Source organism: Stenotrophomonas rhizophila (genome assembly GCF_003651185.1).
Classification (GTDB): domain Bacteria; phylum Pseudomonadota; class Gammaproteobacteria; order Xanthomonadales; family Xanthomonadaceae; genus Stenotrophomonas; species Stenotrophomonas maltophilia_Z.
Window position 1 is genome coordinate 204,246 of sequence record NZ_RCDC01000008.1, and the last position, 14,185, is coordinate 218,430.

1 protein-coding gene is annotated in these 14,185 nt (G+C 69.2%); it reads left to right on the forward strand.

Annotated elements, in window-relative coordinates; genetic code table 11:
* Positions 1 to 43 precede the first annotated feature (43 nt).
* Positions 44 to 14,185 (forward strand): hemagglutinin repeat-containing protein (locus BCL79_RS18735; RefSeq protein ID WP_121044013.1); only part of this gene is annotated, 14,142 nt, incomplete at its 3' end.

Consider the following 14,185-nt stretch of genomic DNA (forward strand, 5'->3'; position numbering starts at 1 on the left):
CTGCGGCGCGCGACCCCACACCGCATTGAAAGGAAGCAACGCCGTGAATCGAGTCTATCGCCTGGTTTTCAACCGTACCCTGGGTGTCATGCAGGTCGCCTCCGAACTGGTGACCGCACCCCGCGGGGGCTGCGATGCGCGCGGCGGCAACACGATGGCCACGCTGCGGCCGATGAGCTTCGCGCTGTGGCTGGTGCTCGGCTGGGTGGGCCTGGTGCAGCCGCTGTCGGCGCAGCAGGTGCCCGATGCCGGCCGCATCATCGCCGACCCCGGCGCACCGGCCCAGCAGCGGCCCACGGTGGTGACCTCGGCCAACGGCACGCCGCAGGTCAACATCACCACGCCCAGCGCGGCCGGTGTCTCGCGCAACCAGTACCAGCAGCTCGATGTCGGCCGCCAGGGCGTCATCCTCAACAATTCGCGCACGGACGTGCAGACGCAGATCGGTGGCTGGGTGCAGGGCAATCCCTGGCTGGCCACCGGCACCGCGCGCGTCATCCTCAATGAGGTCAACGGCAGCAACCCCAGCCATCTCAACGGGTATGTCGAAGTGGCCGGGGCACGGGCCCAGGTGGTCATCGCCAACCCGGCCGGCATCCAGATCGATGGCGCCGGCTTCCTCAATGCGAGCCGGGTCACCCTGACCACCGGCACGCCCATCCTCAACAACGGCGCGCTGGAAGGCTACCGGGTCCAGGGCGGCGCGATCCGCGTGTCCGGTGCGGGCCTGGATGCCAGCCTGACCGACTACACCGACATCATCACCCGCTCGCTGCAGGTCAACGCCGGTATCTGGGCCAACCAGCTGCAGGCCAGCCTGGGCACCAACGTGGTCAGTGCCGACCACAGCAGCGTGACCGCCCAGACCCCCACCGGCGGTGCGCCGGCCTTCGCGCTGGATGTCGGCGCGCTCGGGGGCATGTATGCCAACCGCATCTGGCTGGTCGGCAACGAGCATGGCGTCGGCATGAGCAACGCCGGCAAGATCGGCGCGCAGGCCGGCGAACTGGTGGTCACCGCCGATGGCCGGCTGGAGAACACCGGTGCGCTGCACGCGCAGCAGGACACCCGGATCACCGCCGCCGGCGGCGTGGCCAATGCGGGCACGCTCAGCGCCGAGCGCGAACTGCGCGTGGAGACGCCCGCCGATCTGGACAACAGCGGCGGCACCCTCAATGCCCGCCGCATCGAGGTGAACGCCGATGCGCTGCGCAACCGCGGCGGCAGTATCGAGCAGGTGGGCAGCCAGACGCTGCAGTTGAGCGGCGCGGACATCAGCAACGAGCAGGGCCGGATCGGCACGGTGGCCAGCACCTCGCCGGGGCAGGAAACCGGCGGCGGCACTACCGGACAGCCCGGCAGCGGCGGTACGCCCGGCACCGGCACGCCCACGCCGGGCCAGGGCGGCACCGGCGGTACCACGCCGCCCACGCCCACCGCCCCGCTGGCGGCAGGCACGCTCAACATCGCCACCTCGCTGGACAACGACGGCGGTGCCATCGATGCCACCGGCATCCTCCAGCTGAGCGCCCGCAACAGCCTGGACAACAGCCGTGGCACGCTGGGGGTACAGACCCTGCAGGTGCAGGGCGAAGCGCTGCGCAATGTCGACGGCCGGCTGGAGGTGCAGGGAGCGGCCTCGGCCCAGGTGCAGACGCTGGACAACAGCGGCGGCCACCTGGCGCTGGCGCAGACCTTCCAGCTGCAGGCACAGTCGCTGTTCAACCGCGGCGGCACCCTCGCGCACGGTGGCAGCGCGGCCACCACCTGGTCCATCGGCACGCTGGACAACAGCGACGGCAGCCTGGCCAGCAACGCCACCACCTTCGGCCTGGACCTGGGCCATCTGATCAACACCCGCGGCAGCCTCAGCCATGCGGGCAGCAACGGGCTGCAGCTGCGCGCTGATCGCCTGGACGGTGTGCAGGGCACCATCGCCACCGCCGGCGACATCGCCCTGCAGCTGGGCAGTGCCGACCACCGCAAGGCGCAGTTGATCGCCAACCAGGTGAGCCTGACCGCCGGCGACGTCGACAACCGCGGCGGGCGGGTGCTGTCCACCGGGCAGCGGGCCAGCACGCTCACCGTGCAGGGCACGCTGGACAACGGCGATGGCGGCACCCTGGCCAGCAATGGCGATCTGCAGATCACCGCAGCGCAGTTGGGCAATGCCGGCGGCACCGTGCAGCAGGCCGGCACCGGCAGCCTGCGTATCGATGCGGTCAACCTGCAGGGCCAGGGCGGCACCGTGTTCAGCAATGGCAGCCTGGTGGTACAGGGCGACACCACCAACCTGCGCGATGGCACCACCTCCGCGCAGCGCATCGTGATCACCACCGGCGATCTGATCACTGCCGGTGGCACGCTCACCTCGGCCGGCACCGAGGTACTGGACCTGCAGGTGGCCCGCACCCTGGACAACACCGGGGGCACGCTGGGCAGCAACGGCGCGCTGGCCATCGACAGCACCACCTTGATCAACACCGGCGGCAAGCTGATCGCCGCGGGCACCGGGCAGACCACGCTGCACGCCAGCGAGGCCCTGCACAACCAGGGCGGCACGCTCTCCAGCAATGGCGACCTGCGCATTGATGCCGGCCGTCTGCTCAATGGCGGCGGCAGCATCGATCATGCCGGCAACGGCGCGCTGCAGATCACCACGGCCACCCTGAGCGGCGGCGAAGGCAACATCGCCAGCAACGGCCTGCTGCAGTTGCAGGCGCAGACAGTGGACCTGCACAAGGCCACGACCCGCGGCCGCGAGGTCGACATCCGTGCCGGCGCGCTGGACAACACCGGCGGCACCCTGCTCTCGCTGGGCGAGCAGGCCATGCAGCTGCGCATCCGTGGCAGCCTGGTCAATGACGGCGGCACCCTGACCGCCAACGGCGCGCAGCAGATCGAGGCGGGCGCGCTGTCCAACCGGGCCGGCGCGCTGAACGCGGCCGGCACCGCCGATACCCGCCTGATCGTGGCCGGCACGCTGGACAACACCGGTGGCACCGTGGCCAGCAATGCAGGCGCACTGCAGCTGCAGGCAGGTGCCCTGGTCAATGCCGATGGCACGATCAGCCATGCCGGTCAGAACGGGCTGTCCATCACCACCGGCCGGCTGGACGGTCAGCGTGGCCGCATCGGCACCGCCGGTGCGCTGGAGCTCAGCGCCGGAGCCGTCGACCATCGCGGCGCGTCCGTGGCCGCCGAGCAGCTGGACATCACCGCGCAGTCGCTGGACAACCGCGGTGGCAGCATCATCGCCACCGGCACCGCCGCCAACACGCTGCAGGTCACCGATACGCTGGACAACGGCGATGGCGGCACCCTGGCCAGCAATGGCGATCTATCCATCAGCGCCAACACCCTCGGCAACGCCGGCGGCACGATCCAGCAGGCCGGCACCGGCACCCTGGCCATCAAGGTGGACACGCTCAACGGCCACGCCGGCACGCTGCTCAGCAACGGCGCGCTCGACCTGCAGGGCGACACGCTGGATCTGCGCAATGGCACCACCTCGGCACAGCAGATCCGCATCGACAGCGAGCGCCTGATCACCGCCGGTGGTCAGCTCAGCGCACTGGGCACCCAGGCACTGCAGGTGCAGGCACGCAACCTGCTGGACAACAGTGGCGGCACCCTCGGCAGCAACGGCGCGGTGGACATCAGCGCCGGCCGCTTCATCAATGACCACGGCAAGCTCATCGCCGCTGGCGAGGCCGCCTCGCAGGTGCGCGTGGCCCAGCTGCTGGACAATACCGGCGGCGCGATCTCCGGCAATGGCGATCTGCGGATCGAGGCCGAGGTGCTGCGCAATGCCGATGGCACCCTGGTCGCGGCCGATGCGCTGCACCTGCAGGGCGAAACGCTGGACCTGCGCGATGGTGCGGTGGGCGCCACGCAGATCACCGTGCAGGCCGGCAGCCTGGACAACACCGGTGGCACGCTCAGCGCCACCGGCACGGCGGACATGCACCTGCAGGTGCGCGAGCAGCTGACCAACGATACCGGCACGATCGCCGCCAACGGTGCCCAGCGCATCGAGGCCGGCGCGCTGTCCAACCGGGGTGGCACGTTGAGCTCGGCTGGCACCGGCAACAGCCAGATCCACGTGACCGGTCAGCTGGACAACAGCAAGGGCGTGATCGCCAGCAACGCCGCTGCACTGGAGGTGGCATCGGGCAGCCTGCGCAACATCGACGGCACCCTCAGCCATGCCGGCACCCAGGGGCTGACCCTGAGCACCGGGCAGTTGCTGGGCCAGGACGGCCACATCGTCACCGCCGGCGGCCTCACGCTCACCGCGGGCGAGGTGGACCACCGCGGCGCGACCCTGCAGGCCACGCAGATCGCGCTGGCGGCACAGGCGTTCGACAACCGCGGCGGGCAACTCGTGGCCACGGGTACCCAGGCCAACCACATCGACGTGGCCGGCGCCCTGGACAACGGTGACGATGGCCTGGTCGCCAGCAATGGCGACCTGACCCTCAACGCAGCGCTGCTCGGCAATGCCGGCGGTACCGTGCAGCAGGCCGGCAATGGCCTGCTGGCGATCAACGCCGCCACCCTCAACGGTGCTGGCGGCACCCTTCTCAGCAACGGCACGCTGCACGTGCAGGGCGACACCACCGACCTGCGCGCTGGCACCACCTCGGCCCAGCGCATCCGCATCGAGACCGGCGATCTCACCACTGCTGGCGGCACGCTCACCGCCACCAGCACCGATGCACTGGTACTGCAGGCCCGCGACCGGCTGGACAACACCGGCGGCACCGTGGCGACCAATGGTGCGCTGGGTCTGCGCGCCTCCACCCTGCTCAACACCGGTGGCAACCTGCAGGCCGCAGGGGCCGCCGCGAGCCAGCTGAGCATCGGCCAGGCGCTGCAGAACCGCGGTGGCAAGATCCTCACCAGCGGCGATCTCGACGTCACCGCGGCCAGCCTGGACAACCAGGGCGGCACGGTCCACAGCGCCACCGACCTGAGCGTGGGCGTGGATGGCCTGCTGGACAACAGCAACACCGGCCTGATCGCCAGTGGCGGCGATGCGCAGCTGCGCGCGGGCACGCTGGACAACCGCAGCGGCAGCATCGAACAGGCCGGCGAGGGCCAGCTGCAGATCGATACCGGCACGCTGCAGGGCGCCGGTGGCCGCATCATCAGCAACGGCGCGTTGACCCTGCAGGGCGAAGCACTGGATATCCGCGGTGGTACCACCGCAGCACGCCAGGTCACGGTGACCGCCGGCCGCCTGGACAACGCCGGTGGCACGCTCAGCAGCACCGGCGAGCAGACCATGGTCCTGCAGGTGCGCGACGCGTTGGGCAACGATGGCGGCACCATCGCCGCCAACGGTGCGCAGCAGATCAACACCGGTACGCTGTCCAACGTTGCCGGTACGCTGAGTTCGGCCGGGACCGCAGATACCCACATCGAGGTGGTCGGCCAGTTCGACAACACCCGCGGCACGTTGGCCAGCAACGGCGGCGCCCTGACGGTGCAGACCGGCAGCCTGGTCAATGACACCGGCCGCATCCACCATGCGGGCCAGAATGGCCTCACCCTGCAGGCCGGCAGCCTGCAGGGCCAGAAGGGCAGCATCGCCACCGCCGGCACACTGACCCTGCGCGCGGACGCGATCGATCACCGCGACGCCACCCTCAGCGCCGGCCAGCTGGACATCATCGCGACCGCCCTCGACAACCGCGGCGGCACCGTGCTCTCCACCGGCACCCAGGCCAACACGGTGCGGGTGGATGGCACGTTGGACAACGGCGACGACGCTACCCTGGCCAGCAATGGCGACCTGCAGATCACCGCAGCCACCCTCGGCAACGCCGGCGGCACCGTGCAGCAGGCCGGCACCGGCACGCTGAGCATCACCGCGGCGACCCTCAATGGCCACGGCGGTACGCTGGTCAGCAATGGCGCGCTGGCGCTCAGCGGCGACACCACCGATCTGCGCAACGGCACCACCTCGGCGCAGCAGATCCGCATCGACACCGGTGACCTGACCACCGCCGGCGGCAACCTCGTCGCCACCGGCACGGGGCCGCTGGCGCTGAACGTGCGCAACCGCCTGGACAACACCGGCGGCACCTTGGCCAGCAATGGCACGGTGGATCTGCGCGCGGCCACTCTCATCAACAACCAGGGCACGCTGCAGGCGGCTGGCGCGGGCAGCAACCAGCTGCAGCTTGGCCAGGCGCTGGAGAACCGCGGCGGGCGCATTCTCGCCACCGGCGCGACCGTCATCGGTGCGGCCAGCGTAGACAACCGCGGCGGCACCCTGCAGACCGGCGGGGCGTTGACCATCGGCGTGGACGGGCGGCTGGACAACAGCGGCCAGGGTGTCATCGCCAGCGGCGGCGATGCGCACCTCACCGCCGCCACCCTGGACAACCAGACCGGCAGCATCGAGCACGCCGGTGAAGGCACGCTCGCCATCGAGGTGACCGACCTGCACGGTGCGGGTGGCCGCATAGTCGGCAACGGGGCACTGCAACTGAAGGGCGATACGCTCGATCTCAGTGGCGCCACCACCGGCGCGCGTCAGGTCACGGTGACCGCGGGCAGCCTGGACACCAGCAAGGGCACGCTCACCTCCACTGGCACGCAGGCCATGACCCTGCAGGTGGACAGGGCGCTCACCAACAACGGCGGCACCATCGCCGCCAATGGCGCCCAGCAGATCACGGCCGGTTCGCTGTCCAATATCGACGGCACGCTGAGCGCGGCCGGCGCCGGCGATACCCGCATCAACGTGCTCGGCACGTTCGACAACACCCGCGGCGATGTGGCCAGCAATGGCCGCCAGCTGCAGATCGATGCCGCGCGCCTGATCAATGAGGAAGGCACCCTCAGCCACGGCGGCACCCAGTCGCTGACCCTGACGGTCGGCCAGCTCGACGGCGCGAAGGGCACCATCGTCAGCGCAGGCGCACTGGCGCTGCAGGCCGGTGCGGTGGACCACCGCGGTGCCACCCTCAACGCAACCCAGCTGACCGTCCAGGCCGAGTCCTTCAACAACCAGGGCGGCACCGTGCTGGCCACGGGCGGGCAGGCCAGCAGCCTGGACGTCAGCGGCGTGCTCGACAATGGCAACGGCGGCACGTTGGCCAGCAATGGCGACCTGCAGATCACCGCGGCCACCCTCGGCAATGCCGGCGGCACCGTGCAGCAGGCGGGCACCGGCACGCTGGCGATCAACGCTCACACCCTCAACGGCCAAGGCGGCAAGCTGCTCAGCAATGGCAGCCTGGCGCTGATCGGTGAGAACACCGACCTGCGCGATGGCACTACCGCCGCGCAGCGCATCCGTATCGAGACCGGGGAACTGGTCACCGCAGGCGGCACGCTCACCGCCACCGGCACCGACGTGCTGGCGCTGAACGTGCGCGGCCGGCTGGACAACACCGCCGGCACCCTCGCCAGCAATGGCACGCTGGATCTGCGCGCCGCGCAGCTGCTCAACAACCAGGGCACCGTGCAGGCGGCCGGGGCGGGGAGCAATCAGCTGGCCCTCGGCGGTGCACTGGAGAACCGCAGCGGTCGCATCCTGACCACCGGCAACGCCACGGTCACCGCGGCCAGCGTGGACAACCGCGGTGGCACCCTGCACAGCGATGGCAGCTCCACCCTGACGGTCACCGTCGATGGCCTGCTCGACAACAGCGCGCAGGGTACGGTGTCGTCGGGTGGCAACGCGCACATCACCACGCAGTCCCTCAACAATGAAGCGGGCACACTGGCCGCCGGCGCCGCGTTGCAGCTCGATTCGGCCACGCAGGTACGCAACACCGCCGGCCTGATCCAGGCCGGTACCGATCTGCGCGCGACCAGCAACGGCATCGACAACCACAGCGGCCGGATCATCGCCGGCACGGTGGATCTGGATACGCGCGGCTACACCCTGGATAACCGCGCAGGCACCGTGGCCAGCCTCACCGGCGGCGCCGCGCTGCGCACCGGCCTGCTGGACAACAGTGGTGGGCTGCTGCAGTCCGCCGGCAACCTGCACATCAACACGGCCGGCCAGGCGCTGATCAATACGAACGCCAACGGCAACGGCATCAACAGCAGCGGTACGCTGGAGATCCACAGCGGTGCGTTCGACAACCGCGCCGGTGCGGTATTCGGCCAGGGCGCGATCACCGTCAATGCCAGCAGCGTCGACAACACGGCCGGCGGCGCGCTGGTGGGCGCAACCGACCTGACCCTGCGTGCGCAATCGGTGGCCAACGCCGGCGGCAAGATCACGGTGGGTCGCAATGCGGACATCGTCCTGCCCGGCGCGCTGGACAACCGCGGGGGCTTGGTGGCCGCCGGTGGCACGCTCGCCCTGCAGGCGGGCAACATCGATAACCGATACACCCTGAGTGCGCCCACTGGCCCGGCACTGGGCTTGCAGGGCAAGCACCTGCAGCTGGGCACCGGCAGCCTGGACAACCAGCAGGGCCAGATCCTGGCCGACACCCTGGTGGTGCAGGTGGCCGGGCAGCTGAACAACACCGGCGGCCAGATATCCGCGTCTGAAACCTCTGACATCCGCGCCGACAGCATCGCCAACGCCGGCGGTTCACTGGTGGCCGGCAGCAACCAGATCGTGCGCACGCGTGAGATCACCGGTGACGGCAAGCTGCTCTCGCAAGGTGACATGACCCTGGAGCTGGGCCAGAGCCACACCAACACCGGCGAACTCGCCGCCAACGGCACGCTCACCCTCGCCATCCAGGGCAACCTGGACAACCTGGGCAAGCTGCAGGGCGCCGGGGTGAACATCAGCGCCGGCAACATCCACAACGCCGCTTCCGGCGAGATCAGCAGCGTCGGCCTGACCCGGCTGGTGGCCAGCGGTGAGCTGCTCAACCGCGGCCTGTTGGACGGGCGCATCACCCACATCGACGCCGGCACGCTGAACAACATCGGCACCGGCCGCATCTACGGCGACCACATCGCCATCCAGGCCGGCACCCTCAACAACCTGGCCGAAAACGTGGGCGGCGCCCAGCGTTCGGCCACCATCGCCGCACGCCAGCGTCTGGACCTCGGCGTGGGCGTGCTGAACAACCGCGGCCAAAGCCTCATCTTCAGCGATGGCGATGCGGCCATCGGCGGGGCGCTCAACGGGCTGACGGCCGTGGGCAGCGCGCAGCGCATCGACAACCTCAGCTCCACCATCGAGATCGCCGGCAACCTGGACATGTCCGCGCTGGCGGTGAACAACATCCGCGAAAACGTGGTGGTGCAGCAGCAGACCATCCAGCATGGGCCGGTCACGCTCACCCAGCCGGGTTGGTTCAAGAACGGCAACAACACCGCCGGGAATCTGCGCGACACCTCCAACTTCCAGCCCTACGAGGTCTATTACCTCAATCCGGCCGACATCCTGGAAGACACCGCGTACATCACGCCCGACGGCCAGCAGATCCGCCGCGCGGTGGTCCGGCTGACGGCCAGCACCAGCGCCTACTACTTCGCGCGCGGTGGCCTGGACGGCGAGCGCGGCGAGCGCTCGCGCCTGCCCGCGCAGGATGGCACGGTGGTCATCTACTACGTCAGCCGTGCGGACAGCCGCAACAATCCGGACCAGCTGGGCGCCGGGGCCGAAGATCCGTTCCGCGATCTCTCCTTGATGCCGCCGGGAAACCGGCAGTTCCGTTACGACTCGGACACCCTGGCCTACAACAACGCCTACGGCACCTGCACCACCACCTGCGTGCAGTTGATCACCTACCCGGACTACGACAATCCGGAGGCGATGCTGATCAACATGCAGCGCCACACCAGCAACACCAGTGGCAACGAGAAGACCCGCGTCGCCACCCGTACCACCACCGAAGACGTGGTGGTCTCCGCCGGTGCCGATGCGGTGATCAATGCCGGTGGCCACATGCGCATCGCCACCGATGCATTGCGCAACGAGTACGCCAGCATCGCCGCCGGTGGCAACCTGGCCGTGGTCGGGTTGAACGTGGGTGAATCCTCGATCATCAACACCGCCAAGACGCTGTTCCGTACACATAGCTTCAGCAATGTCTCCATCACCTATGGCGGCTCGCGCAGCCAGTGGAATGCCGCGCCGATCTCCGAGCAGATCGGCGTGCTCGGTGCGGGCATCACCGCCGGCGGCAAGCTGAGCATCGATGTCGGCAACCTGCGCAACGAGAACACCGGCCGCGACGCGCCGAACGTGCGCGATGGCGACAGCATGGCCAACCTCAACACCGGTGGGCCGGGCGCAGGCTCGGTCGGCCCGGGCGCAGGCGCGGTGCAGGGACCGGGGCAGAGCAGCGGCCAGGGCGCCGGCCCGGTGAACGCACAGGGGCCGACGGCGGCCGGCGCAGCACACGGTCAAACCGGCAGTGCGGTACAGGGGCCGGGGCACGCCGGTGGCCACATCGCCGATGGCGCGCACGCCCAAGGACCATCTGCGGCCGGTGCCGCACAGGGCGCGGCAGGCCAGGGCCTGCAGGGTGCCGACCGTACCAGCGGCCAGCTGGCCGATGCCGCCAACGCGCAGGGGCCAAGCCAGGTTGGCTCGGCGGGCCCGGGCACGGGCACCGTGCAGGACATCGTGGCCGGGCAGGCAGCACAGGCCACGGCCACCGGCCCGGGGGCCGTGCAGGCCGGTAGCCACGCCGGCAGCGGTGGCAATGCCGCACTGGCCAACAAGCAGGTCGTCGCCGCCGCCGGCAATGACCCGCACGTGGTGGTCACCACCACGCCCAATGCCAGTGCACCCAGCGCCAGCCTGTTCAACGTGGATGCCAACCGCGGCAGCTACCTTGTGGAAACCGACCCGCGCTTTGCCAGCTACCGCAGCTGGCTCAGCTCGGACTACCTGCTGCAGCGCGCCGGCTATGAGCCCTCGCAGACGCAGAAGCGCCTGGGTGACGGTTTCTACGAACAGAAGCTGGTGCGCGAACAGATCGGCGAACTCACCGGCCGCCGCTTCCTCGATGGCCATGCCAGCGACGAAGACCAGTACCGCGCGCTGCTGGAGGCCGGTGCCACCGTCGCCAGTGCGTGGAGCCTGCGCCCCGGCGTGGCGCTGACCGCCGAGCAGATGGCCCGTCTCACCAGCGACATCGTCTGGCTGGTGGAGCAGGACGTCACCCTGGCCGACGGCACCACCGTGCGCGCGCTGGTGCCGCAGGTGTACCTGCGGGTGATGCCGGGCGATCTGGATACCAACGGTGCGCTGCTGGCCGGTGCCGACATCGACATCAAGCTGCGCGGCGACCTGGTCAACAGCGGCGCCATCGCCGGGCGCCAGCTGGTGAGCATCGATGCCGGCAACATCCGCAACGTCAGCGGTGGGCAGATCAGCGGCCAGCAGGTCGGCCTGCAGGCCACCCACGACATCGACATCATCGGCAGCACGGTCACCGCCACCGATGCACTGGGGCTCAAGGCCGGTGGCAACATCACCGTCGCCTCGACCACGCGCGAGTGGCGCGACAACGGCGACCTGCTGGTGCAGCAGACCACCACGCTGGATCGCGTGGCCGGCCTGTACGTGACCAACAAGGACGGCGCCGGCGTGCTCAGCGTCAACGCCGGTGGCAACGTGGAGCTGCGGGCCGCGCAGCTGGCCAACGCCGGGACCGACGGCCTGACCGCCATCGTGGCCGGTGGCGACCTCAGCCTTACCTCGGTGGCCGAGCAGAGCAGCGTTTCGCTCACCCATGACGCCCGCAACTTCAACAGCCAGAGCCAGTTGATCAACATCGGCACCACCATCCGCGGTGCCGGCGATGTGGTGCTCAAGGCCGGCAACGATCTGAACCTGACCGCTGCCAACGTCTCGGCGGCCAACGCACTGGTGGCCCAGGCAGGGCGCGATATCAACAGCGTTGCCGTGGTGGACACGCGCACCTTCGACAGCGGTGCCAAGAGCAAGAACGGCTCGCGCGAAGTCAGTGCCGCCGATGGCTGGGTGCTGGGCAGCCAGCTCAGCGGTGGCGAAGGCGCTGCCCTGCAGGCCGGCCGCGACCTCACCCTGCAGGCCACCACGGTGGACAGCAGCGACGGCGGCGTGCTGCTCTCGGCCGGGCGCAACCTGGCGTTGACCACCGCGCAGGAAACCCACGATCTGGTGGTGGACGAAACCACCCGCAAGAAGAAGACGCTGTCCAGCACCACCACCACCACCCATGACCAGAGCTCGGCCAGCTATGCGGTGGGCAGCACCATCGGTGGCAAGACGGTGGACATGATCGCGGGCAACGATGTGACCATCACCGGCTCCACCGTGTTGGCCGACAACGACCTGCGCATCGCCGCGGCCAACAACATCACCATCGAATCGGCACAGGACACCTACAGCGAGGCGAGCAGCTTCAGCCAGAAGAAATCCGGCATCACCGGCGGCTTCGGCAATGGCGTGGCGTCGGTGGGCTACAGCAGCTCGCGCAGCACCAACGACAGCGCCACCCAGTCCACCACCCAGGTGGCCTCGGCCGTGGGCTCGATGGACGGCAACGTGCTGATCAATGCCGGCAACCAGCTGACCATCGCCGCCTCCGATGTCGCCGCCGGCAACAACCTCACCCTGGCCGGCAAGGACATCAACCTGATCGCGCGGCAGGACACGCTGGAGACGCAGAGCAGCGCCTCCAGCAAATCCAGTGGCCTCTCGGTGGGGGTGACCTACGATCCCACCAAGGCCTATCGCAGCGCCCGCGATTCCACCACCGACGGCATGGCCGACAGTGGCTCCACCATGGGCAAGATCACCCGCAATGCTGAAGGCGCCGCCTCCGGCCTGCGGGCGGCCACCACCTCCACGGTGATCACCGCGGGCAGCCAGCGCTCCAACAGCAACGAGAGCCACTCCAGCAGCGATGCGCGGGTAAGCCAGCTCAGTGCGGGCGGCGACCTCACCCTGATCGCCAACGGCGGCTCGATCTACAGCCAGGGCGCGCAGATGGCAGCCGAGGGCGATGCCCTGCTGCTGGCCACCAAGGACATCGTGTTCGATGTCGCCCACAACACCGAATCCAGCACCAGCCAGAGCAGCGGCAAGGGCTGGGGCATCGCCAACAACACCAGTGGCCTGCCGTTCGGCACCAACAATTCGCGCAGTGAAGGCAGCGGCAGCAGCGACACCATCACCGGTACCCAGCTGTCGGTGGGCGGTGGGGTGCGCATGGCGACCAGTGAGGGGGATATCAGTCTCACAGCCGCCAACATCGTGGCCGAGAAGGACGTGAACATCCACGCCGCGGGCGACCTGACCATCCGCAGTGGCCAGGACACGGTGGGCAACACCAACACCTCGCAGAGCAAGGCGATCGGCACGGTGCAGATCTCCGACACCGAGAAGTTCTCCGGCTGGCACCGGCAGGAGCATGACGATGACAGTGCGCAGGTATCGCAGGTGGCCAGCAATGTCGGCAGCCTGGGCGGCAACGTCAACCTGAGCGCTGGCGGCACCTACAGCCAGATTGCCAGCAACGTGGTGTCGGCCAAGGACATCAACATCACCGCCGCGCAGATCGAACTGCTCACCGCCGACGAGGTCGGGCACTCCTCGCAGCGCGATGACGATCTGAAGATCGGCGTGTTCGCGCGGGTGAAGTCGCCCTTCATCGACCTCATCAACAACGTGGATGCGGCCCGGCAGTCCGACGGTCGCCTGTCGTCCATGCAGAACATGGCAGCGGCCGCCAATGCCTACCAGTCGGCCAGTGCGATCGCCAACGCGGCCGGTGCCGGGGGCAGCGGTGCCTTGTTCAATGCCGAGGCCGGTATCGGCTTCAAAACCGCCAACAGCAGCGCGGACAGCAGCAGCGTGGTCTCGCAGGGCTCCACGCTTCAGGCTGGTGGCAACCTCAACCTGACCAGCACCAGCGGTGACATCCATGTGGTGCAGGGCAACCTGAGTGCGGGCAACACGGTGAGCCTGGATTCGGCACGCGACATCCTGCTGGAAGCCGGTAAAGCGCAGCTTGCCGACCGCAGCAAGAGCAGCAACGCTGGCGCGGAAGTGGGCGTGGGTGTCGCGGTAGGCGCGCAGACCGGCGTGTACGTGTATGCCGAAGCCAGCGTGGGCAGCAGCAAGTCCAACGCGGACAGCACCACCTGGCAGAACACCACGCTCACGGGCCAGAACATCTCGCTCAAGGCCGAGGGTGACACCACCCTGCGCGGTGCCACCGCGACGGCCGACCGCATCGATGTAAAG